The organism is Luteimonas sp. A534 (genome assembly GCF_054072805.1).
This window is the reverse complement of record NZ_JBSVRR010000003.1, coordinates 34,887-57,980: the sequence shown is the minus strand read 5'-3', so window position 1 is coordinate 57,980 and position 23,094 is coordinate 34,887. Positions and strand designations below refer to the sequence as shown.

The window sequence follows — 23,094 nt, the reverse complement described above, 5'->3', positions numbered from 1 at the left end:
GGAATCCATATGACGCAGACCCCGCCCGACCGCCTCAGCAACCACCCCGGCAGCCCGCACTACGACGAAGCCATCCTCGGCCGCGGCATCGGCATCGTCTTCAACGGCGAGGAGCGCACCAACGTCGAGGAATACTGCGTCAGCGAGGGCTGGATCCGGGTCGCGGTGGGCCGGGCGCTGGATCGCCGCGGCAACCCGATGACGATGAAGATCAACGGTCGCGTCGAGCCATATTTCCGCAGCGGCGAGTAAGCCACGGCGGGGCGCGCCATGCGCCCCGCACGCCATCCTGCCTTCTGTGGGAGCGGCTATAGCCGCGACCGACCCCGCCGGAATCGCGGCTATAGCCGCTCCCACGGGTGCTGCTGGTTGGTGCCGCCTGTGCGCCCGCGTCAGTCGCGATCCTTGCCGACCACGCGTCCGGTCTCCGGATCGAGGGTCAGTTTCATCTCGCGGCCGTTGGCGTCGTCGGCTTCGGCGGTCCACATGCCGTCTTCGAACTCCACGTCGTGGATGTCTGCGTAGCCCGCGGCCGTGAGCTTGGCGCGCACATCGGCCTCGCCCAGCTGCGCGACCCTGTCTTCGGGATAGACCTCGCCGGTCGCGGGGTCGATGCGCAGGTCCACGCGCTGGCCGTCGGCGCTGCGCGCATCGGCCTGCCACACGCCGTCTTCGAACTCGATGTCGTTGACCTTGGTATAGCCCTTGGCCTCGAGCGCGGCGCGTACCTGCGGCGCGGTCATCGCGTCGGCCTGGGCGGTCTTCTCCTGTGCAGCGGCGACACCCGCGCACAGCGCGAGCGAGAGGGCGATCGTCAGCGTGGCTGCATGTTTCATGTGTCCGTCTCCGGATCGTGGGGAAGGGCCAGTGTTCGCGCAGCAGTGCGAAACGGCGATGAAGGCGTGCCGTTCGAAGGTGCCGTTCCAAGGGTCCCGTTCATGCGCTGCTGCCTGCGCTCACATGACGTCGATACGCGGGCAGACAGAATCGCAGCCTCCCCGAACCAAGAACGGAGCGTCCCCATGAACAAGCGCATTCAGAACGGCACCTTCACGGCAACGGCCTTGGCCCTGCTCCTGGCCGGTGGCAATGCCCTGGCCGCCGACGATCCGAAGACCGAGCGCTCGGACAACGCCGATTCGGCGCAGCCGGCGGGCGATACCTGGATCACCACCAAGGTGAAGGCCAGCCTGCTCGCCGATGAAGACGTCGCCGGCCTGCAGATCGACGTCGAGACCCTCAATGGCGTGGTGACGCTGGGTGGCGATGTCACAAGCCAGGCGCAGATCGACGAAGCACGCCGCATCGCGTCGGAAATCGAGGGCGTCACCGACGTCGACACCACCGCGCTGCGCGTCGACGCGACCGAGTAACCCGAAGCCAGGCGCACTTGCGCCAGTGCACATGAAGACACCGGCTGCATGGCCGGTGTCTTTTTTTGCGTTTGTTAGCGACGCCTGCGCACGCCTTGCACACGGACGCAACCCGCCACGCGCAATAGTCGTCCTTCCCCCACGACGCTGGAGCATCACATGAGCAATCGAGACAGCACCCCGGACGCCAATCGCGACCCGATCACTGGCACGCCCGGATCGCACCCCGTCGGCGTGGCCGCCGGCGGCACTGCCGGTGCGCTCGCCGGCGCCGCGGTCGGCAGCATCTTCGGGCCGATCGGCACGCTTGTCGGCGGCGGTATCGGCGCGGTGGGCGGTGCGGCCGGAGGCAAGTCGCTTGCGGAACGCGTGGACCCGACCGCCGAAGTCGAATATTGGCGCGAGGGCGCAGAGCAGCGCGACTACTACCAGCGCGACCGCGACTTCGACCGTGACTATGCGCCGGCCTATCGCATGGGCGCCGAATATCGCAACGAAGCCGGGATGCGCGAATGGAACGAGGCCGAGTCGCAGCTGAAGAACCGCTGGGATGAAACCCGCGGTGAATCCGGCCTGGACTGGGAACGGGCGCGCCCGGCTGTTGAAGATGCCTACACGCGCACCGACCGGACCTATCGGGCCTACGAGGACACCGATAGGCACTACGCGCAGCAGTACGACAAGGCGGGGTATCACAACGCCGACTACGGCTTCGAAGACTACCGTCCGGCCTATCGCTATGGCACGCAGGCACGCACGTCACGGCCGGACGCCTCGTGGTCGCCCGATACCGAATCGGAGCTGGAGCGCGGTTGGGACAAGGCCAAGGGGCAGTCGCGCCTGGGATGGCAGGAAGCGAAAGAGGCGGTGAAGGATGCCTGGCATCGCGTCGAGAATCGGCTGCCTGGCGACATGGACCGCGACGGCCGCTGAGTCCCGGCAGGCCAGCTGCATCAACCACGACGCACGGCGCCCGCAAGGGCGCCGTGCATGCTTGCAAGTGCCGAAACGATGCATTCCTCCCGTCCTGCGGGCGTCCGGGGCATTAAAATGAGCGTTTGAATCCTCCGGAGCACCACGCTCGTGACCGACCGCATCCGCCATCCCCTGTTCCGCGACCGCATCCTTTCCGCGGATGCCGCGGCAGCCATCATCGAGCCGGGCATGACCGTCGCGATGAGCGGCTTCACCGGAGCCGGCTATCCCAAGGCGGTACCCCGGGCGCTGGCGGCGCGGATGGAACGCGCGCATGCCGTGGGTGATCACTTCCGCGTCAAGGTCCTGACCGGCGCCTCAACCGCACCGGAGCTCGACGGCGCGCTGGCGAAGGTCGAAGGCATGGAGCTTCGCCTCCCCTACCAGTCCGACCCCGCCGTGCGCGAGCGCATCAACGCCGGCACGCTCGATTACATCGACATCCATCTCAGCCACGTGGCACAGCACACTTGGTTCGGCTTCTTCGGCGATATCGATGTCGCCGTGGTCGAGGTCGCCGGCATCCGCGAGGATGGCCGCCTGGTTCCATCGTCGTCGGTGGGCAACAACAAGACCTGGCTGGAGCAGGCGGACAAGGTCATCCTGGAGGTCAATTCCTGGCAGCCCGCCGCGCTCGACGGCATGCACGACATCTACTACGGCACCGCGCTGCCGCCCGACCGCAGGCCGATCCTGCTCGAACACCCCGATGACCGCATCGGCGAGCCCTGGCTGCGGGTGGATCCCGACAAGGTGGTGGCAGTGGTCGAAACCCACGCCCCCGACCGCAACTCGCCCTTCAACCCGCCCGACGAGGCATCACGGCAGATCGCGGGCCACCTCATCGACTTCTTCCGCCACGAGATCGCCCGCGGACGGCTGACCGACAAGCTGCTGCCGCTGCAGTCGGGCGTGGGCAACATCGCCAACGCCGTGCTTGCCGGACTGGCCGACAGCGGCTTCCAAGGCCTGGCCGCCTACACCGAGGTCATCCAGGACGGCATGCTGCATCTGCTGAAGGACGGCGTGCTGCGGATGGCCTCGGCGACCTCGTTCTCGCTCAGCCCGGCGGGCATCGAGCAGTTCAGCGCCGACGTCGACTTCTACAGCCGGCGCATCCTGCTGCGGCCGCAGGAGATCTCGAACCATCCCGAGGTGATCCGCCGCTTGGGCTGCATCGCGATGAACGGGATGATCGAGGCCGACATCTACGGCAACGTCAATTCCACCCACATCGCCGGCAGCCGGATCATGAACGGCATCGGCGGCTCCGGCGACTTCGCGCGCAACGGCTACCTGTCGGTCTTCATGTCGCCCAGCACCGCCAAGGGCGGCAAGGTGTCCGGGATCGTGCCCATGGCCAGCCACGTCGACCACACCGAGCACGACACCATGGTGATCGTGACCGAGCAGGGCCTGGCCGACCTGCGCGGCCTGTCGCCGCGGCAGCGCGCCCGGCAGATCATCGCCAAGTGCGCACACCCCGACTTCCGCCCGATGCTCGAGGACTATTTCGACCGTGCCAGCCGCGACAGCCACGGCAAGCACACGCCGCACCTGCTCGGCGAGGCCCTGTCCTGGCACCAGCGCATGGTTGATACCGGGGACATGCGCCCTGCAGGGTGCTGAACCCGCAGCCGCCGATGCGGCGCGGGCAAGTGCCGGGCCAGGAGGCCGCGCGTGCTACCCGGCGGAGCGGCGACTGCTAGGATTGCGCGTCCGGGCGCCGCGATGGAGCGGCCCTGGCGATGGGGATCGCCAGTCCGGACGGAGGCCGCCAAGCGCGGCCGCACAACTTTTACAGGGGAAAACCGGATGCGTAACACGATCCTTCCAGCGCTTGGCGCGGCGGTACTCGTTCTGGCTGCGCTGGCGTTTCCGGCGATCGCCCAGGACGCTGAACACGATCCGATCGGCGAACTGCCTTGGCAGTTTGGTCCGACAACGGGCGAAATCGCCGGGCACGCGACCATCCAGGTGCCCGAAGGTTTCGCGTTCCTGGGCGCCGAGGGGACGCGCGACCTCGAAGTGCTGATGCAAAACCCGCCCTCGGACGCCGACCAGTTCGTGGTGGCGCCGCACGATCTCGCCTGGGTCGCCTACTTCAACTTCAGCTCCGTAGGCTACATCCAGGATGACGAGTCGCTGGAAGCGGACGCCTTGCTGGACAGCATCACCGAGGGCACCCGCCACAGCAACGCAGAACGCACGAAACGCGGCTGGGACACGCTCAGGATCCTCGGCTGGTCGTTCCAGCCCAAGTACGACGGGCAGCTCAACGCGCTTGAATGGGCAATCCTTGCCGAGACCGAGCAATCACAGTCCCGGATCGTCAACTACAACACCCGCCTGCTGGGCCGGCGCGGGGTGATGGAGGTGACGCTGGTAACCGATCCGGAATTGCTGGACGGGTCGGTCGCCACGTTCAAGACGCTCATGCCCGGTTACGAGTTCGCCGCCGGCGAGAAGTACGCAGAGTTCAAGCCGGGCGACCATGTCGCCGAGATCGGCCTTGCCGCACTGATCACCGGCGGCGCTGCTGCGGTCGCCTCCAAGAAGGGCTTCTTCGCCGCCATCGGCGTCGCGTTGCTGAAGTTCTGGAAGCTGCTTGCCGTCGCGGTGGTCGGCGGCGGCGTCTGGCTGCGCAGGCTGTTCGGTGGCAAGAACGAGAAGCCATCGCGGTGATGCTGGATGCCGGCGTCCTGCTGGCAATGGGCCTGGTCGCGTTCTACGTGCAGGACTCGTCGCAGCTGCTTTACGTGGACGAGATCGTGGTGGTCGGCACGCGGCGCGGGTGGCGGTTCCGGCTGGGCTCGCTGGAACTCGGGGGACGCTTCCTGCATGTCCCGAACCCGCTGCTGCCGGCGCGCGCGATGTTCCGCGCAAACTGGCTGGAGGCGGACCGGAGCGTCCAGGAGTCGCCTGCCGGACTGTCGGAGTTCGTGGCCGAGCTCGTAGCGTTGGGGCGATGTTGCGTCGCCCTCTGTTTCCTGCTGCTGGTGGCGCTGCCCGCCGCGATCCTCGCCTACCGGGTGCCAAGCGTGCTGCTGGCGATCCTCGGCTGCGCGTACGCGGTGATCGCCCTGATGCTGGCGCTGCTTGCGCGAAGGCGCCGGCGCCTGGGCCTGTCGGGGCGGGACGTCGTTGCGCTCGGCATCGGGGCGCTGCTCTGCCCTCCGCATGCCATCAACCTCGTGCGCAAGGTCTGCCTGGTACGCGGCCTGCGTGGTGATCCGCTCGCCTTCGCGGCCCGGACACTCGCTGCGGCGGACGGCGCACGCCTGCGCAAGGGGATCGAGGCCCGCATCGACCTGGTCGCGCGTGCCGACGACAGTGCCATCCACGTCGACGGCATGCGCGCCCAGCTCGGACATGTCCGGGAGACGCTGCCATGAGTATGCGAAGCGACCGCCCGGCGACGGGGACGCGGGCGACGGTGACCCCGCAGCCCCGGCGGCCGACGAGATCCGCGACATCGCGCAGCGACGCTCGGCCGCGATCAACGCGGCCTACGACGAAGCGATGCGGCGATTCCGGTAGCGGCAGTCCTCCGCGGGCCACGGCAGTACACGCCCAGAGCCTGAGACCCGGCACTCAGGGCGTCTCCGGCTGCTCCCCGTAATGCAGCCAGAGCCTGGCCAGGCGCTCGTTCACGAAGACCCGCGCCTGGAATCCGGCCTGCCTCGCGGACAGCTCGCAGTACTCGACCTCGTCGAGTCCATGGGGCTTGACGTGGGCGATGCGCACCGACGCCAGGTTCGAGCCGGCGAGGCTCACGACCAGCGCCTGCCACTCCACCGCTCCAAGCGCGGGCCCGCGGAGCTCATCGACCAGGAGCACGAAATCCGGGCGGTCCCGCCGGCTTTCCTCAACGATTTCCCGCCAGTAGGCCATCGTGGCCTCGAATGACGCAGGGCCGCGCACGTGGACGCGCAGCGTCCGCGCCTCCCGTGATTTGACAATCGACAGCCCGTCCATCCGTACCGTCCAGCCCGCTTCCATCCTGCTGAACAACGCGCAAAGCCGCATGGAACGGCCGGAGTCAAGCCCCGAAAACGGCACTTCGTCACGTTTGGCACGGTCATTGCTCACGCTTTCCAATGGGAACGCGGACTCACCCGCGAGTCACATCCGGAAAAGGGGAAACAGCAATGGGCAAGACACGTAACCGTACGGCGCTCGCGGGCGCCCTCTCACTGGCCATCGCTTCGGGGAGCGCGCTCGCTGAGCCGCGCATCGTCTCGGTGGTCACGATGGACGACCTGGGCGCGTTCGTCGTACTCGGCGAAGACCTGCAGTACTCGCTCGGGCGTTCACGGATTACGCTCGGTGACGTGGGGGACATTTCGCGTCATTGCATGCGCTCGCGCGGCCCCGATGCGCTGGCCATGCTGACCTGCACGCTGCCCGGCGGCCTGCCGCCGCCCGGCGACTACATGCTGACCATCGAACACTTCAGCAGCCAGGGCACCACCCAGCTGGACTATGGCCTGACCATTGGTGCCGTGGGCGCGCGGGGCGCCACCGGCGAAGCCGGGCAGATGGGTTCGCAAGGGCCTGCCGGCGCAGCTGGCGCAACCGGCCCCGCCGGCGCACAGGGTCCCACCGGTGAAACCGGCATTGCCGGTCCGCAAGGCCTCGTCGGCGATGCCGGCCCGGCCGGTCCGCAAGGCGAGCCGGGCCTGACCGGCGCGATCGGTCCGCAGGGTGAGCAAGGCGTGGCTGGCCCGACGGGTCTGCAGGGCGAGCAAGGCCTCACTGGCGCAACCGGTGCTGCCGGTGCGACCGGCGCGGCCGGACCGCAGGGTGAGCAAGGCGTGGCTGGCCCGACGGGTCTGCAGGGCGAGCAAGGCCTCACTGGCGCAACCGGTGCCGCTGGTCCGCAGGGCGAGCAAGGCTTGACGGGTGCGGCCGGTGACGCTGGTCCGCAGGGCGAACAGGGCGCGATTGGTGCCACCGGTGCCATGGGCCCCATGGGTCCGATCGGCCTTGCGGGATCGGCGGGCGTCGCAGGCCCGGCAGGTCCCGCCGGTGCGATCGGACCCGCGGGTCCGCAGGGTCCGGCCGGTCCGGCGGGCATCTCCTCGATCGGCTTCACCACCACCACGGCCAGCATTCCGTCGGGCTCGATCCGTCGCGGCATCGGCCAGTGCGCCTCCTACGAGGTCGCGGTCAACGGCGGCGTCTACGTGGCCAACCACGCGGCCGACAACTTCAACCTCGACAGCGTCAGCGGCATCTACATGAACACCAGCGGCGTGGGCAGCAATGCGCGGGAATGGGTGGTGATCGCCTCGAACCGCCGCCTGTTCGGCAGCTCGGAAACGGTCACGTTCTGGGTCGCCTGCGCGCGGTCCGATGCGGGCGGATCGTCCGCGATGCGGGCCGAAGCCGCGGCCCCGTGGCGCTTCGACGGCAAGCAGCTGGCCGAGTGAGTCCGGTCCGGGGCAGGGACGCCCCACTCCGGCCGTAAAAGCGAAGGCACGCCCCAGGGCGTGCCTTCGTGCTTTCCAGCAGTGCGTCCCACGCGACGGACAGCCGCTGCGCGGGTACGGTCACGCGTGCAGCGGGTTCGGCCGATCGGTGTCGATCTTGTAGAGCTTCAGCGCACGCGCCGCGTCCTTCGCGGTCATCTTGCCGTCCTTCGCCAGCGCATCGATCGCCGCATGGGCGATGTGGAAGCGGTCGACCTCGAAGTGACGACGCAGGTTGGCGCGCGTGTCCGAGCGGCCGAAGCCGTCGGTGCCCAGCACCGTGTAATGCATCGGCACGAAGGCGCGGATCTGGTCGGGGAAAGCGCGCACGTAGTCGGTGGCGGCGATCGCCGGGCCCTGGCGGCCTTCCAGCAGCCCGGTGACGTAGGCCTTGCGCGGCTTCTTCGCCTCCGGGTTGTGCCGGTTCCAGCGCTCGGCATCGAAACCGTCGCGGCGCAGCTCGGTGAAGCTGGGGCAGGACCAGATATCGGCGGTGACGCCGAAGTCCTTGTCCAGCAGCTCCGCGGCGGCGATCGCCTCGCGCAGGATCGTGCCGGAACCCAGCAGCTGCACGCGCAGCTCGCCCTTCTTCGGCTTGCCGGCATCCTTGAGCAGGTACATGCCGCGGATCACGCCCTCGGCCGCGCCCTCGGGCAGTGCCGGATGGGCGTAGTTCTCGTTCATCAGCGTGATGTACCAGTACTCGTCCTGCTGCTGGTCGAGCATGCGCTCCATGCCGTGCTGGACGATCACCGCCACTTCGCCGGCGAAGGTCGGGTCGTAGGCGCGGCAGTTGGGGATCGCGCCGGCCAGCAGGTGGCTGTGGCCGTCCTCGTGCTGCAGGCCTTCGCCATTGAGCGTGGTGCGGCCCGCGGTGGCACCGAGCAGGAAGCCGCGCGCGCGCATGTCCGCCGCCTGCCAGGCGGCATCGCCGATGCGCTGGAAACCGAACATCGAGTAGTAGATGTAGAACGGCAGCATCGGCAGGTCGTTGGTGCTGTAGCTGGTCGCCGCCGCCATCCACGAGGCGAACGCACCGGCCTCTGAGATGCCTTCCTGCAGCACCTGTCCGGTGGCGTCCTCGCGGTAGTACATCAGCTGGTCGCGGTCGACCGGCTTGTACTTCTGGCCGTCCGGCGCGTAGATGCCGATCTGGCGGAACAGGCCCTCCATGCCGAAGGTGCGCGCCTCGTCGCAGACGATCGGCACCACGCGCGGCCCCACCTGCTTGTCGCGCAGGGTGATGCCCAGCGACTGCACGAAGGCCATGGTGGTGCTGATCTCGCGCTCGCCGGTGTCCTTGAGCAGGCGCTCGAAGACCTCGAGCTTCGGCGCGACCAGCGTCTGCGTGCTCTTGCCGCGGCGCTGCGGCAGGAAGCCGCCCAGCGCGGCGCGGCGCTCCTTCATGTACTCCACTTCCTCGGACTTCTCGCCGGGGTGGAAGAAGGGCACCTCGCCATCCTTGAGCTGGGCGTCGTCAAGCGGGATCTTGAAGCGGTCGCGGAACGCGCGCACGGCGTCGTCGTCGAGCTTCTTGGTCTGGTGGGTGGGGTTGAGCGCCTCGCCGGCGCTGCCCATGCCGTAGCCCTTGACCGTCTTGGCCAGGATCACCGTGGGCTGGCCCTTGGTTTCAACCGCGTTCTGGTACGCGGCGTAGACCTTGTGCGGGTCGTGGCCGCCGCGATTGAGGCGCCAGACGTCATCGTCGGAGAGGTTGGCCACCATCTCTGCGGTCTCGGGGTACTTGCCGAAGAAGTTGTCGCGCGTGTACTTGCCGCCGAAGGCCTTGCAGTTCTGGTACTCGCCGTCGACGGTTTCCATCATCAGCTTGCGCAGCGCACCGTCCTTGTCGCGCGCCAGCAGCGGATCCCAGTAGCTGCCCCAGATCGCCTTGACGACGTTCCAGCCGGCGCCGCGGAAGTTGCCCTCCAGCTCCTGGATGATCTTGCCGTTGCCGCGCACCGGGCCGTCCAGGCGCTGCAGGTTGCAGTTGATGACGAAGACCAGGTTGTCGAGGCCCTCGCGGCCGGCGATCGAGATCGCGCCCAGGCTCTCGGGCTCGTCGGTCTCGCCGTCGCCGAGGAAGCACCACACCTTGCGGTCGGTCCTGGGCATCAGGCCGCGGGCCTCGAGGTACTTCCAGTTCCGCGCCTGGTAGATGGCGGCGATCGGACCCAGGCCCATCGAAACCGTGGGCGTCTGCCAGTAATCGGGCATTAGCCAGGGGTGCGGATACGACGGGATGCCGCGGCCGTCGACTTCCATGCGCAGGTGGTCGATCTGCGACTCGGTCAGGCGCCCTTCCAGGAAGGAGCGCGCGTAGATGCCCGGCGAGGAATGGCCCTGGATGTAGAGCAGGTCGCCCGGGTGGTCTTCCGACGGCGCGCGCCAGAAGTGGTTGAAGCCGACGTCATAGAGCGTGGCCGAACTGGCGAAGCTTGCGATGTGGCCGCCGAGGTCGCCGGGCTTGCGGTTGGCGCGCACCACCATCGCCATCGCGTTCCACCGGATGATCGAGCGGATGCGCCATTCCATGGTCTGGTCGCCGGGGATCTTCGGCTCCAGGTGCGGCGGGATGGTGTTGATGTATTCGGTGGTCGGCGCGAACGGCAGGTGGGCGCCCGCGCGGCGGGTCAGCTCGACCATGCCCTCGAGCAGCTGGTGCGCACGGCCGGGGCCGTCGGCGTCGATGACCGCCTTCAGGGACTCCAGCCACTCCTGGGACTCGGTTGGATCCGGATCGTTGTCGAGGACGTCGTTCAGCCAGCTGTTCATCTCTGCTCCCGCACCGGCGCGCCGGCCGTGTCAGTCATGGTCTATGGACCCCGCATTCTACCAGCGCGGTCATCCGGCGTTTGCCACCGGGCGGTGCTTGACGGATGATCCTGCGGCCACCGGTGCCCTCCATTCGCACGCCGCCGGCCGTACCAATCCAGGGGACCCACCGCTGCCCATGCCCTTCGCCTCGTACAAGGTCAGCCCGCACTGGCGCGCACTCCTGCTGGCCGCCGCCGTGCTCCTGATCGTGGTGGGGCCGTTCGCGCTGTTGCGCATGGCGGAGCAGCGCACGCGTGACGCGGAAGCCCTGGTGGCCCATACCCTCGAGGTCGAGACCAACCTGCAGATGGTCAGCGCCGCGGTGCGCAACATCGAGGCGGCCGCGCTCGAGCGCGCCTTGGGCGCCACCGCCCCGGTCCTCGAGGAGCGCCTCGACTACAGCCGTACCCTGGTCTTCCCCACGCTCGACCGCATCGAGCAGCTCACCCGCGAATCCGCCCGGCAGCAGGTGCGCGTCGGCACCCTGCGCCAGAGCATCTCGCAGCGCCTCGACCAGATCGCGCGCCTTGTCGACAGGGATGGCCGCATCGACAACGACGAGCTGCAACGCCTGGCCGAACACTTCCCGGTCCAGGCCCCGATCGCGGAGATGGTCCGCGCCGAGCGCGCGCTGCTCGACGACCGCATCGTTGCGGCCGACCGCACGCGGCGCCAGGCCAACTGGCTGGCCACCGGCTCGCTTGCCGCGCAGATCCTGCTGCTGTTCGGCCTGGCCACGCTGGCCGTGCGCGACTCCGACCGCCGCACCCGCGCGGAGGCCGCGTCGCACCGCGCCAACTCGCGCGCCGGCGCGGTGCTCGACACCGTGCGCGAGCCCATCGTCCTGCTCGACTCGGGGCTGGAGATGGTGATGTACAACGCCGCCTTCGCCGAACTCTTCGGCATCGACGGCGACCAGAGGGGCCGCGCGCTGAAGGGCATCGGCGGCGGCGCCTGGGACGACGCCGAGATGCTGCGGCGGCTGCGCGACGTCCTCGCCCGCGGCCGCGAACTGTGGGACTACGAACTGCGCCAGCGCACCGCCGACGGCATCGACCGCGTGATGCTGGTCAACGCACGGCTGATGGAGCTGCCCGACAACGACGAATCCGTCGCCCTGGTGACCGCCAGCGACATCAGCCTGCAGAAGGCCAGCGAGGAGCACATCCGCGACCTCAACCGCCAGCTGGAAGGGAAGGTGGAGCAGGTTTCGGACGTCAACCGCGAACTCGAGGCCTTCAGCTATTCGGTCTCGCACGACCTGCGCGCGCCGCTGCGCCACATCGCCGGCTTCGCCGACAAGCTCCGCCGCCACCTTGGCGACGACATCGACGACAAGGGCCAGCACTATATCCAGGTCATCGGTGGTTCGGCCAAACGCATGTCCGAGCTGATCGACGACCTGCTGGTGTACTCGCGCCTGGGACGCAGCGCGCTGCGCCTGCAGGCGGTGGACATGCAGTCGCTGTTGGAGGAAGCGCGCGCGATGCTGGATGCCAATGCCGCCATCGACACGCCAGGCCACCACATCCAGTGGCAGATCGAATCCATGCCCGTGCTGGTCGCCGACGAGAACATGCTGCGCCAGGTCTGGAGCAACCTGCTGGGCAACGCGGTCAAATACAGCGCGCAGAGCGAACCGGCGGTGATCACGGTCGGGCACCAGCTGGGTGACGATGGCGAACACCTGTTCACGGTGTCCGACAACGGCGCCGGCTTCGACATGGCCTATGCCGGCAAGCTGTTCGGGGTGTTCCAGCGCCTGCACGCGCCCAGTGAGTTCAGCGGCACCGGCATCGGCCTGGCCAGCGTCAAACGCGTGGTTACGCGGCACAATGGGCGCATCTGGGCCGAATCCGAGCCCGGCAAGGGCGCCACCTTCCACTTCACACTCCCAGCCAACCTGGACCTGGGTCCACGGAGCCACAACGCATGACCGCCATCCGCACGATCCTCCTTGCCGAGGACAGCCCGCACGACGCCGAAATGGCGATCGATGCGCTGCGTGACGCGCACCTCGCCAACCCGATCGTCCACGTCGAGGACGGCGTCGAGGCACTGGACTACCTGCTCCGCCGCGGCCGCTTCGCCGACCGTCCCGAGGGCGACCCGGCGGTCCTGCTGCTGGACATCAAGATGCCGCGCATGGACGGCCTGGAAGTGCTGACCCACCTGCGCGAGCACGAGCACCTCAAGCGCCTGCCGGTGGTGATCCTGTCGTCATCGCGGGAAGAGAACGACCTCGCGCGCAGCTGGGACCTGGGCGTGAACGCCTACGTGGTGAAGCCGGTGGACGTGGACCAGTTCTTCGAGGCCGTGCGCACGCTGGGCAAGTTCTGGGCCGTGCTCAACGAAAGTCCGTCCGAGGGCTGATCCCATGGCGCTGCGCGTGCTGATCATCGACGACTCGCGCGACGATGCCGAACTCACCGAGTTCGCGCTGCGCGAGGCGGGACTGGTCGTGGACTGCCGCAACCTCTGCCGCGAGGACGCGCTGGCGGCGGCGCTGGACGGCTTCGAGCCGCAGCTGGTCCTGTGCGACCTCAACCTGCCCGGCTGGTCCGGGCCCGAGGCCATGGCCGCGGTCCGCAGCCGTGCGCCGTGGGCGCGCTTCGTGTTCGTCACCGGCGCCCTGCCCTTCGACCGCAAGCTCCCCGACGACGACGTGGTGCTCAAGGACGACCTCGCGCGCCTGGTGGAACTGGCGCGCGCGATCGACTGCAGCCGGGTAACCGGCTAGCTGGCGGAGTCCCCCGTCGCATCCCCGCGCAGCGTCGCGCGGATCTGCGCGTCCACCGCCGTGATCGCGGTCATGTTGACCACGCGGCGCGGCGTGCTGCCCGGCGTCAGGATGTGGGCGGGATGGTCCAGGCCCATCAGGATCGGCCCCAGCGCCACGCCGCCGGTCATCACCCGCACCAGGTTGTAGGAGATGTTCGCGGCGTCGATGTTGGGCATGACGAACAGGTTCGCGCGCCCGGTAAGCGTGGTGCTGGGGAACATGGTCTGGCGCAGCGCCTCGTCCCAGGCGGCGTCGCCCTGCATCTCGCCGTCCATGTTCAGGCGCGGCGCGCGGCGCGCCAGGATGTCGCGGGCGAGGCGCATCTTCGCGGCGCCCGGATTGTCGTGGCTGCCGAAGTTGGAGTGCGACAGCAGCGCCACCCGCGGCTCGATGCCGAACAGCTTCAGGCGGTAGGCGCCCTGCAGCGTGGCCTCGGCGATCTGCTCGGCGGTCGGGTCGATCTGGGCATGCGTGTCGAGGAAGAACCACACGCCCTGTTCGTTGATCACGCCCGTCATGGCCGAGGTGCAGGCCACGCGACGGTCGAGGCCGAAGACGGTGCGCAGGTAGCCCAGCTTCTTGTGGTAACGGCCGACCAGGCCAGCGATCAGGCCGTCCGCCTCGCCGCGCTGGACCATGAGCGCCGCGATCAGCGTCGCGCGCGAGCGGACCAGGTTCTTTGCGGCATCGGGCGTCACCCCGCGGCGCTCGGTCAACGCGTGGTACTGGCGCCAGTAGTCGTTGAAACGCGGATCGTCGTTGATGTTGGTGAGGTCGAAATCGCGGCCTTCCTGAAGGCGCAGGCCAAGGCGCTCGATGCGCGAAGCGATGACGTCGGGCCGGCCGATGAGGATCGGCCGCGCCAGCTGCTCGTCGGCCACCGTCTGCACGGCGCGCAGCACGGTTTCCTCTTCGCCCTCGGCGTAGACGATGCGCTTGATGTCGGCGCGCGCGCGCTCGTACACCGGCTTCATCACCAGGCCCGTGCGGTGGATGAACTGCCCGAGCTTCTCGCGGTAGGCGCCGACGTCGGCGAGCGGACGTCGGGCCACGCCGGAGTCCATCGCGGCCTGGGCCACGGCTGGCGCCACGATCATCAGCAGTCGCGGGTCGAAGGGCCTGGGGATGAAGTAGTCGGGGCCGAAGGACAGGATGTCGCCGCCGTAGGCCGCGCCGAGGTCGGACGACTCGCGCTTGGCGAGGTCGGCGATGGCATGCACGCAGGCGAGTTTCATCCGTTCGTTGATCTCGGTGGCGCCGACGTCGAGCGCACCGCGGAAGATGTAGGGGAAGCAGAGGACGTTGTTGACCTGGTTCGGATAGTCCGAACGACCCGTGGCGATGATGCTGTCCGGACGCAGGGCGCGGGCCGCGTCGGGCAGGATCTCCGGGCTTGGGTTGGCCAGCGCCAGGATCACCGGGCGCGCGGCCATGGTTTCCACCATCGCAGGGGTGAGCACGCCGCCTGCGGACAGGCCGAGGAACACATCGGCGCCCTCGACGATCTCGGCCAGCGTGCGCTTGGCGGTGTCGCGGGCATAGCGCGCGCGGTCGGGGTCCAGGCCGGTGCGGCCGGAGTGGAGCACGCCGTCGCGATCCACGGCCAGGATGTTGTCGGGCTTCACGCCCAGCGCCACCAGCATGTCGAGGCAGGCGATGCCCGCGGCGCCTGCGCCCGAGTGCGCGATCTTCACTTCGTCGATGCGCTTGCCGGCGATTTCCAGGGCGTTGATCAGCGCCGCGCCGACGATGATCGCGGTGCCGTGCTGGTCGTCGTGGAACACCGGGATCTTCATCCGCTCGCGCAGCTTGCGCTCGACGATGAAGCACTCCGGCGCCTTGATGTCCTCGAGGTTGATGCCGCCGAAGGTCGGCTCGAGGCTGGCGATGATGTCGACCAGCTTGTCGGGATCGCGCTCGTCGACTTCCAGGTCGAACACGTCGATACCCGCGAATTTCTGGAACAGCACGCCCTTGCCTTCCATCACCGGCTTGCCCGCCAGCGGGCCGATGTCACCCAGGCCCAGCACCGCGGTGCCGTTGGAGATCACCGCCACCAGGTTGCCGCGCGCGGTGAGCGTGCTGGCCTCGTCGGGGTCCGCCACGATCGCCTCGCAGGCGTAGGCCACGCCGGGCGAATAGGCCAGGGCCAGTTCGCGCTGCGTCACCAGGGCCTTGGTCGCGGCGACCTTGATCTTCCCGTGCGGCTCGGAGCGGTGGTAGTCGAGCGCTGCCTGCTTGAATTCTTCGGTCGACGACGGGTTTGCGGGCGGCTGTTCGGGCATGGCGGGGCTGCGATTCGGGCGACGTTCCATTCTAGCCCCTGTCAGCGCAGCGCCTCTGCCGGGCCGGCGCGGCCGTCGGTGCCGATGCTGTCCAGACGGATCCGGTTGGCGAACAGCGAGAACGCGAGCAGGCCCGCGAGGCCACCGGCCTGCGCCACCCACTGCGGCAGCCAGCGCGGCGGCGCGACCGCGCCGGATTCGAACAGCGGCGCCAGGCGCGCGGTGTCGGCCAGGGTCATCTTGCCGGCGAACAACTGGCGGCAGCGCAGCAGCCGGTCCTCGCGCAGCGCCCAACGGAAGAAGGTGTGCACCTCCACCATGCCGCGCAGGTAGACCGCATCCTTGGTGAAGGCGTGGCCACCGCCGAGCGGCACGCCACGGAAGATGCGCTGCGCCGACGCGAACGATTCACCGGCCGGCTGCCCGGCGCCGATGAACCAGTCGAACACCTGCAGGAAGTCGGCGCCCGCCAGCGCCATCGAGGTCGCCTCGGTGCGCAGGCTGATGCGCTTCATGCGGCCGATGTCGAGGCTGCCGGTGATCTGCTCGGCGAAGGTCGCCAGGCCTTCCTGGGTCGCGGTGATCCGCGGCGAGGCCATGCCCAGGCTCGCGAACAGCGGCTGTTCGCGGCCGTTGAGCGCGGTCAGCGAGTGCACCAGGGCTTCGTGGTTGAAGAGCTGGGCGCGGTCGTAGCCGGAGAACAGCGCGTCGTCGCGCAGGCGGATGCGGTGGGCGCCGGCGGCGGCCTTGGCGATCAGGCCGGGATCGAGCTCCACCGCGACCACGCGCCCGCCGAAGAAGGCGTCGAGGTCGCCCTGCAGCTGCAGCTGCAGCGCGCGCGCGGACACCGGCACCTGTTCCGACGGCGCGAGCAGTTCGTGGTCGAGGTCGTCGGCGATGCCGATGAAGTGTTGTGCCGCTTCGCGGGTCGTGGGGCCGTTGCCGGGCAGCGGCTGGTCGGGGCTGCCATACAGGGTGATGGCGTGCTGGCCGGCCTCGGGCCGACCGAGGGTTTCAAGCAGCTGCGCGGCCACGTCCCAGGACTCCGCGGACTCGCGCAGGTACATGCCTGCGGGGTGGCCGGGGTCGGCTTCTTCGGCGACGGCGGCCAGCTCGCGGCGGGCTTCGCCGAAGTCGTGCCGGGGATACACCGGTTCCGGCATCCGCCGCCGGCCGGCTGCATGGTCGACAAGGAAGCGCTCCTGCTCGGCCGCGGGCCAGCTCGCCAGGGTGAGCACGCGGATGCCGCGCGCGGCTTGGACCATGCGCGCATCGAGCGCGGCGTGACGGAGCGTTTCGGCGTCGAAGCTGGCCACGGCCGACACGGTCTCAGCGCCGCCCGGGACGGCCGCCCTTGCGCGGATCCGGGCGTTTGCCGCTGGACTGCGGCTTCGTCGACGCCTGGCGCGAGGCCAGCACGCCGGCCGCACCGGCAACCTCGTCGCGCAGCTTGGCGTAGTGGGCGAAGCGGCCCGCATCCAGCCGCCCCGCTTCGATCGCGGCACGCACCGCGCAGCCCGGTTCGCCCTCGTGCCGGCAGTCGCTGAAGCGGCACTCGGCGACCAGGGCCTCGACCTCGGCGAAACCGCCCTCGGCCAGGTCTTCCTCGCCGGTGGGCTTGAGCTCGCGCATGCCGGGCGTGTCGATCAGGCAGCCGCCGGAGGGCAGCGGGATCAGCGCGCGATGGGTGGTGGTGTGGCGGCCGCGGGCGTCGCGCTCGCGCACCTCGCCGGTCTTCATGCGCTCGGTGCCCAGCAGGGCATTGGTCAGCGTCGACTTGCCGGCGCCGGAGCTGCCGACCAGGACCGCGGTGTGGCCCGGGCCCAGCCACGGCGCAAGCGCAGCGGCATCGGCGGGATCGCGGGCGTTCACCGTGAGCACCGGCACGCTGTCACCCATGCGCGCGTGCAGCGCCGCGCGCGCGGCATCGGCATCGGCGCCGGGCTGGTCGGCCTTGGTCAGCACCACCACCGGCTGCGCGCCGCCGCCCTGCACCAGCAGCAGGTAGCGCTCGATGCGCCGCGGGTTGAAATCGCCGTCCAGTCCGCAGACCACGAACACGGTGTCGATATTGGCCGCGATCAGCTGCTGGCCGTAGTGCTCGCCGGCGATGCCGCGCTTGATCACGCTCCGGCGCGCGAGCAGGGCGACGATGCGGCCGTCTTCCACCAGCACCCAGTCGCCGACGGCCGCGCGCTCGGACGGCGGACACTTCGGGCGCTGCCACTGCGGCAGGGATTCGACCGCGCCGCCGTCATCCGGGCCCTCGGCCACCACATAGCCGGTGCGGTGCTGTTCGATCACCCGCGCCGGGCGCGCCGCGGGATGCGCGGCCATCGCTTCGGCCCATGCGCCCTCGGGTGGCGAACCGGCATGGGGCCAGCCGATCGCCCGCAGGGCGGTGTGCGCGGAGTTCAAACGGGGGCGCGGGAGGTGGTCATCACCGGGGATTCTAGCCGGGAATTCCGCTAGGCTTTCGGGTTCGCCCCACGCCGACCCGCCCGCATGTCCAAGCCCCACGTCGCCACCCGGCAACGCCTGTCCGAGGTGCGCTACGAGATCCGCGGCGAACTCGCGCGCCGCGCACGCGAGCTCGAGGCCCAGGGCCACGTCCTGATCAAGCTCAACATCGGCAACCCGGGTGCGTTCGGGTTCCGCGCACCGGAGCACTTGCAGCGCGCGATCGCCGACCGCATCCACGACACCGATCCCTATGCCCACCAGCAAGGCCTGCCGGCGGCGCGCGAGGCGGTGGCCGCGCAGCACGTCGCGCGCGGCACGCCGGGCGTGTCCGCCGACGACGTCTTTATCGGCAACGGCGTCAGCGAGCTGATCGACATCAGCCTGCGCGCCCTGCTCAACCCGGGCGACGAAGTGCTGCTGCCCTCGCCCGACTATCCGCTGTGGTCGGCGGCCACCATCCTCAACGACGGCCGGCCGGTGTACTACCGCTGCCACGCAAGCAACGGCTTCCTGCCCGACCCGGACGAGATCGAGGCCCTGGTGTCGCCGCGCACGCGCGCGATCGTGCTGATCAACCCGAACAATCCCACCGGCGCCAGCTATCCGCGCGCGCTGCTGGAGCGCATCGTCGCCATCGCCGCGCGCCACGGCCTGCTGCTGATGGCCGACGAGATCTACGACGGCATCACCTACGACGACGCGCGCTTCGAGCCGCTGGCGCCGCTGGCCGGCGACGTGCCCTGCCTGTCCTTCGGCGGCCTGAGCAAGGTGCACCGGGCCTGCGGCTGGCGCATCGGCTGGGGCGTGCTGTCGGGCAGCACCGAGGCAACGCGAGACTACCGCCACGCCATCGACCTGCTGGGCGCGCTGCGGCTGTGCGCCAACGTGCCCGGCCAGTTCGCGGTGCCGGCGGCGCTGTCGGGCCTGGACACCATCGGCCCGCTGGTGGCGCCGGGCGGGCGCCTGCACGAGGCGCGGCGCGTGGTTGCCGAAGCCTGCGCCGCCAGCCCGCACCTCAAGCTGCAAGTGCCCGATGGCGCGCTGTACGCCTTCCCCGGGGTGGTCGGCGACGCCGCGCGGGGCTTCGACGACCACGCCTTCGCGCTGGAGCTGATGGAGCGCGAACACGTGCTGGTGGTGCCGGGCTCGAGCTTCAACGTGCCATACCGCAACCACTTCCGCGTCACCCTGCTGCCCGAACCCGACCAGCTGCGCGAAGTGTTCCGGCGCATCGACCGGGTGCTGGAGCGGCGGGCCGCCACGAAGGCGGCACCTGTGGGAGCGGCTACAGCCGCGATCAATCCCGCGACGGCCTGACCCCGATGCCCCTCTCCTACCTCGCCCTCGGCGATTCCTACACCATCGGCGAACGCGTCCAACCCGCGGACCGCTGGCCGCACCAGCTCGCCCGCGCACTGCGCGCCGAAGGCATCGCCCTTGAAGACCCGCTGACCATCGCCACCACCGGCTGGACCACCGACGAACTCGACGCCGCGATCGATGCCGCCGATCCGCAAGGCCCGTTCGACTTCGCCAGCCTGCTGATCGGCGTCAACAACCAGTACCGCGGGCGCAGCGCCATCGGGTATGCCGACGAATTCGCCGCCCTGCTCGAACGCACCATCGGCTTTGCCGGCGGCCACGCCGACCGCGTGCTGGTGCTGTCGATCCCCGACTGGGGCGTGACCCCGTTCGCCGCCGCCTCCAGGCGCGATCCCGGAGCGATCGCGCGCGAACTCGATGCGTACAACGCCGCCGCGCGCGACGTATGCGAGGCCCGCGGCGTCGCCTTCGTCGACATCACGCCCGTGAGCCGCGCCCGCGGCGCCGAGCCCGACATGCTGGCCGACGACGGTCTGCATCCTTCCGCCCTCCTGTACACCGAGTGGACGCGCCTGGCCCTGCCGGTCGCGCGCCGCCTGCTGCAGCCGCCACGGACGACGCCATGACCACACGCTCCGCCGACGCGCCCTTCCCCGCTGACGAAGCCCGCGCGATCGCACGCGCGTTCCTGCCGCGCCGCTTCTACGGCAACCGTTACGACTACTACTACACGCTGTCGAAGCTGCGCACCGACCCGCTGTATCCCGGCGTGCTCGACGCGCTGCGCGGCACCACCGCACCGGTGCTCGACCTCGGCTGCGGGCTCGGACTGCTGCTGCATGCGCTGCGCCTGGACGGGCAGGCGATGCCCTGGCACGGCGTGGACATCGACGCCGACAAGATCCGCCGCGGCCGCGAGATCGCCGCGCGCGGCGGCTTTGCCGACGGCGCGTGCTTCGACGTCGTGGACCTCGCCGCGGGTTGGCCGCCACACGCGGGCAGCGTGGCGATCCTCGACGTGCTGCAGTACCTGGATGCGCAGGCGCAGGCGGCGCTGCTCGCCGACACCGCCGCGATGCTCACCCCGGGCGCACGCCTGGTGATCCGCAGCGGACTGGGCGACGACTCGCGCCGCGGCCGCACCACGCGCATCACCGACCGGCTGGCGCACCTGGCGGGCTGGATGCAGGAAGTGCCGAAGCGCTATCCGACGCGCGCGGAGCTGGAGTCGGCGCTGGGCGATGCGGGACTGGCGGTGGAATTCCGGCCGCTGTACGGGAACACGCCGTTCAACAACTGGCTGATCGTGGGGCGCCGCGATTGACTCGGATTTCGCACTGACCGGGGAAGAGCATTTTTTGCCACGGATTTACGCGGATCAGGGCGGATTTGCACGGATAAAGCGGGAAGGGCGGAAAAGGCGAGGTGCTTTTTTGGCCACGGATTTGCGCGGATCGACGCGGATAGAGCGGAAGGGAAGAAGAAAAAGCGGAGAGCTTCTTCTGCCACGGATTAGCGCGGATTGCGCGGATCTGGCCGAGGCAAGATTGCTGCGGGAAACCCATCTGAAGAAGAGGCTTGTGCAGCGCGTGGTGCCGGCGCTGGCCTTGGCTTGATCCGCGTAATCCGCGCTAATCCGTGGCATGAAAGCTCTTGTCCTGCCCACGGGATCCCGCAGTTTCGCAGCGCGGCGATCAGTCTGCGGGGATGACTGCGCGGAGGTTTGCACGCTTCACTTCGGCCAGGACCGCGGACACGATTTCGGCGCTGCGGCCGTGGGGGGCGCCCTCGTGCAGGAGGACGATGGCGCCGGGCGTGAGGTCGCGGGCGATGCGGGCGGCGATGTCGGCGGGGTCGGAGCGGACGGCATCGTAGCCGCGGGCGCTCCAGGCCAGGCGCGACAGGCCGGCTTCGCGCAGCGGTGCGTGCACGAAAGGATTGGCGTGGCCGACCACGGCGCGGAACCAGCGCGGGGCGGTGCCGGTGATATCGGTCAGCGCGTGCTGGCAGTCGAGGATCTCGCGGCGCATCGCGCGCGGACCCAGGGCCCAGAAGCGGGCCTGGGGGTGGGTGTGGCTGTGGTTGCCGATGCCGTGGCCGCGCGCGGCGATGTCGCGCACGAGGTCCGGCCGCGCTTGGGCGCGCTCGCCGACGAGGAAGAAGGTGGCCTTCGCATCGTGGGCGTCGAGCAGGTCGAGGATGGCCGCGGTGTCGTCGGAGGGCCCGTCGTCGATGGTCAGCCAGACCCCGCGATGCGTGGCGGCGAAGCGCCGGATGACGGGCCCGAACAGGCGCGAACCCGGGCGCAGCGTGCCCCAGACAAAGCCCAGGTGCACCGCGACCAGCAGCGCCAGGCCCCAGCACCAGCCCAGCCACCACCAGGCCGCGGCGATGCCGGCGTGCAGCAGCAGCGCGGCCCAGGCCCAGGCGTGGGGGTGTTTCGGGGTGGCGTGGAATGCAGTGCGGGCAGGCATGGGCGGGATGATGGCATCCGTCGCTGCGTGCGGGGCGGCCCAGCTGAGGCAGCGTCGCGCCCGGATCGCCGCCATGGCGGCTCCCACACGGGTTTTGGGAGGGAGGACGGGCTTCCGGGTGATGCGGGTCAAGGCGATGCGGGGACACGGGGAGTACCCTGTTGCACCTCCACACTACACACCGCGTGCCCGCCATGACCCTTGCCCCCGACCTCCGCCAGCGCATCGACGACCTGCTGCAGGCCAATCGCATCGTGCTGTTCATGAAGGGCGACCCGCGCTCGCCGCAGTGCGGTTTCTCGGCCAAGGCGGTGGCCGCCCTGTCCGCGCTCGAACAGCCCTTCGCGCACGTCAACGTGCTGGCCGACGCCGAGATCCGCGAGGGCATCAAGGCCTATGGCAACTGGCCCACCATCCCGCAGCTGTACATCGGCGGCGAACTGGTCGGCGGCAGCGACATCATCGAGCAGATGGCGAACTCCGGCGAACTGCACGCCGCGGTCGGCCTGCCGCCGCCGGACCGCACACCACCGGTGATCACCATCACCCCGACCGCGCAGCCGACGCTGCGCAAGGCCATCGAGGACGCCGGTGGCGACCTCGCCGTGCAGATCGACATCGACCCGAACTTCCGTACGCGCCTGGCCCTGGCCACGCGCGACGCCGGCGCCATCACCGTGGACTGCGATGGCATCCCGGTGCAGGTGGCGGTCGCCGCTGCGCGCCGCGCCGACGGCATCGTCATCGATTTCGCCGACGACGCCCGCGGCCGTGGCCTGGTGGTCGAGAACCCGAACGCGCCACCGCCGGTGCGCGCGCTGTCGCCGACAGACGCCCATGCCCGCGCCTCGGACGGCAGCCTGCGGGTGGTTGACGTGCGTCCGGCCGAGGAGCGCGCACTCGCTACCGCGCCCGTGCCCCACGCCACGCTGGACGACGGTCCGGGCGCGCTTGAAGGACTGCCGAAGGACACGCCGCTCGCCTTCCTCTGCCACCACGGCGGCCGCAGTGGCCAGGCGGCCGAACACTTCCGCCAGCTCGGCTTCCGCGAGGTCTACAACATCGAAGGCGGCATCGACGCCTGGTCCGACGTGGACGCGGAGATCCCGCGCTACTGAGCCGGGCTGC

At 69.7% G+C, this 23,094-nt stretch carries 21 protein-coding genes; 14 read left to right on the top strand and 7 right to left on the bottom strand.

The genetic code is table 11. The features are described from left to right. Window positions 1-9: 9 nt before the first annotated feature. Window positions 10-252 carry a DUF3297 family protein gene (locus ACW5F0_RS08455; protein ID WP_456963506.1) on the top strand — a complete coding sequence of 81 codons (243 nt, stop codon included), beginning with the start codon at window positions 10-12 and terminating at the stop codon, window positions 250-252. Window positions 253-392: 140 nt separating this feature from the next. On the opposite strand, the gene ACW5F0_RS08450 is transcribed toward ACW5F0_RS08455, so the two are convergent. Beyond that, the gene (locus tag ACW5F0_RS08450; protein ID WP_456963505.1) at window positions 393-836 is read right to left on the bottom strand and encodes a PepSY domain-containing protein; all 444 of its coding nucleotides are present in this window, start codon (window positions 834-836) and stop codon (window positions 393-395) included. Between the two features lie 186 nt (window positions 837-1,022). Between ACW5F0_RS08450 and ACW5F0_RS08445 the strand changes: the two genes are divergently transcribed. The 5 genes from ACW5F0_RS08445 to ACW5F0_RS08425 all read left to right on the top strand — a co-directional run bounded on the left by ACW5F0_RS08445 (window position 1,023) and on the right by ACW5F0_RS08425 (window position 5,743). Then, complete coding sequence (locus tag ACW5F0_RS08445) at window positions 1,023-1,373, top strand: BON domain-containing protein (RefSeq protein WP_456963504.1); 351 nt, start codon at window positions 1,023-1,025, stop codon at window positions 1,371-1,373. A gap of 159 nt (window positions 1,374-1,532) precedes the next feature. Next, complete coding sequence (locus tag ACW5F0_RS08440; protein WP_456963503.1) at window positions 1,533-2,306, top strand: hypothetical protein; 774 nt, start codon at window positions 1,533-1,535, stop codon at window positions 2,304-2,306. Window positions 2,307-2,456: 150 nt separating this feature from the next. Then, on the top strand, window positions 2,457-3,977 hold the full coding sequence (locus ACW5F0_RS08435) for an acetyl-CoA hydrolase/transferase family protein (protein WP_456999529.1): 1,521 nt from the start codon (window positions 2,457-2,459) through the stop codon (window positions 3,975-3,977). A gap of 102 nt (window positions 3,978-4,079) precedes the next feature. Next, window positions 4,080-5,033, top strand: a complete 954-nt coding sequence (locus tag ACW5F0_RS08430) for a DUF2167 domain-containing protein (protein WP_456963501.1) — start codon at window positions 4,080-4,082, stop codon at window positions 5,031-5,033. Then, a complete protein-coding gene (locus tag ACW5F0_RS08425) occupies window positions 5,030-5,743 on the top strand; it encodes a hypothetical protein (RefSeq protein ID WP_456999528.1) in 714 nt (237 codons plus the stop codon). The genes ACW5F0_RS08430 and ACW5F0_RS08425 overlap by 4 nt, the downstream gene beginning before the upstream one ends. A 199-nt stretch (window positions 5,744-5,942) precedes the next feature. On the opposite strand, the gene ACW5F0_RS08420 is transcribed toward ACW5F0_RS08425, so the two are convergent. Beyond that, entirely contained in the window at window positions 5,943-6,440 is a 498-nt protein-coding gene (locus ACW5F0_RS08420; protein ID WP_456963499.1) for a hypothetical protein, read from the bottom strand. A 59-nt stretch (window positions 6,441-6,499) separates the two neighbouring features. On the opposite strand from ACW5F0_RS08420, the gene ACW5F0_RS08415 reads away from it, so the two are divergent. Next, window positions 6,500-7,783 carry a hypothetical protein gene (locus ACW5F0_RS08415; protein WP_456999668.1) on the top strand — a complete coding sequence of 428 codons (1,284 nt, stop codon included), beginning with the start codon at window positions 6,500-6,502 and terminating at the stop codon, window positions 7,781-7,783. Between the two features lie 120 nt (window positions 7,784-7,903). On the opposite strand, the gene aceE is transcribed toward ACW5F0_RS08415, so the two are convergent. After that, complete coding sequence (gene aceE / locus ACW5F0_RS08410; RefSeq protein ID WP_456999526.1) at window positions 7,904-10,597, bottom strand: pyruvate dehydrogenase (acetyl-transferring), homodimeric type; 2,694 nt, start codon at window positions 10,595-10,597, stop codon at window positions 7,904-7,906. 178 nt (window positions 10,598-10,775) lie between these two features. Between aceE and ACW5F0_RS08405 the strand changes: the two genes are divergently transcribed. The 3 genes from ACW5F0_RS08405 to ACW5F0_RS08395 are packed head-to-tail and all read left to right on the top strand — an operon-like array spanning window position 10,776 to window position 13,379. Then, the gene (locus tag ACW5F0_RS08405) at window positions 10,776-12,575 is read left to right on the top strand and encodes a sensor histidine kinase (RefSeq protein ID WP_456963496.1); all 1,800 of its coding nucleotides are present in this window, start codon (window positions 10,776-10,778) and stop codon (window positions 12,573-12,575) included. Continuing rightward, complete coding sequence (locus tag ACW5F0_RS08400) at window positions 12,572-13,012, top strand: response regulator (protein WP_456963495.1); 441 nt, start codon at window positions 12,572-12,574, stop codon at window positions 13,010-13,012. Before ACW5F0_RS08405 ends, ACW5F0_RS08400 begins: the two co-directional genes overlap by 4 nt. Before the next feature lie 4 nt (window positions 13,013-13,016). Beyond that, window positions 13,017-13,379: a response regulator gene (locus tag ACW5F0_RS08395; protein ID WP_456963494.1), complete on the top strand. Its 363-nt coding sequence runs from the start codon at window positions 13,017-13,019 to the stop codon at window positions 13,377-13,379. Here the strand turns inward: ACW5F0_RS08395 and ACW5F0_RS08390 are convergent. From ACW5F0_RS08390 to rsgA, 3 genes are all read right to left on the bottom strand, one after another. Further along, on the bottom strand, window positions 13,376-15,736 hold the full coding sequence (locus ACW5F0_RS08390; RefSeq protein WP_456999524.1) for an NADP-dependent malic enzyme: 2,361 nt from the start codon (window positions 15,734-15,736) through the stop codon (window positions 13,376-13,378). The genes ACW5F0_RS08395 and ACW5F0_RS08390 overlap by 4 nt on opposite strands. An 11-nt stretch (window positions 15,737-15,747) precedes the next feature. Further along, entirely contained in the window at window positions 15,748-16,971 is a 1,224-nt protein-coding gene (locus ACW5F0_RS08385; protein WP_456999659.1) for a flavohemoglobin expression-modulating QEGLA motif protein, read from the bottom strand. 64 nt (window positions 16,972-17,035) lie between these two features. Continuing rightward, a complete protein-coding gene (rsgA, locus tag ACW5F0_RS08380) occupies window positions 17,036-18,124 on the bottom strand; it encodes a ribosome small subunit-dependent GTPase A (RefSeq protein WP_456999523.1) in 1,089 nt (362 codons plus the stop codon). An 87-nt stretch (window positions 18,125-18,211) separates the two neighbouring features. Here rsgA and ACW5F0_RS08375 point away from each other — a divergent pair, with 87 nt between their 5' ends. From ACW5F0_RS08375 to ACW5F0_RS08365, 3 genes are read left to right on the top strand one after another with little or no spacing between them, the layout of a single operon-like run. After that, on the top strand, window positions 18,212-19,486 hold the full coding sequence (locus ACW5F0_RS08375; RefSeq protein ID WP_456999522.1) for an aminotransferase class I/II-fold pyridoxal phosphate-dependent enzyme: 1,275 nt from the start codon (window positions 18,212-18,214) through the stop codon (window positions 19,484-19,486). A gap of 5 nt (window positions 19,487-19,491) precedes the next feature. Next, window positions 19,492-20,118 (top strand): SGNH/GDSL hydrolase family protein, encoded by a 627-nt coding sequence (locus tag ACW5F0_RS08370; RefSeq protein ID WP_456999521.1) that lies wholly within the window; start codon window positions 19,492-19,494, stop codon window positions 20,116-20,118. Next, window positions 20,115-20,816 carry a methyltransferase domain-containing protein gene (locus ACW5F0_RS08365; RefSeq protein ID WP_456963489.1) on the top strand — a complete coding sequence of 234 codons (702 nt, stop codon included), beginning with the start codon at window positions 20,115-20,117 and terminating at the stop codon, window positions 20,814-20,816. Before ACW5F0_RS08370 ends, ACW5F0_RS08365 begins: the two co-directional genes overlap by 4 nt. Before the next feature lie 370 nt (window positions 20,817-21,186). Here ACW5F0_RS08365 and ACW5F0_RS08360 read toward each other — a convergent pair whose 3' ends face one another. After that, on the bottom strand, window positions 21,187-21,966 hold the full coding sequence (locus ACW5F0_RS08360; protein WP_456999520.1) for a polysaccharide deacetylase family protein: 780 nt from the start codon (window positions 21,964-21,966) through the stop codon (window positions 21,187-21,189). 194 nt (window positions 21,967-22,160) lie between these two features. Between ACW5F0_RS08360 and grxD the strand changes: the two genes are divergently transcribed. Beyond that, window positions 22,161-23,084, top strand: coding sequence for a Grx4 family monothiol glutaredoxin (gene grxD, locus ACW5F0_RS08355; RefSeq protein ID WP_456963487.1), 924 nt, complete (start codon window positions 22,161-22,163; stop codon window positions 23,082-23,084). Window positions 23,085-23,094 lie beyond the last annotated feature (10 nt).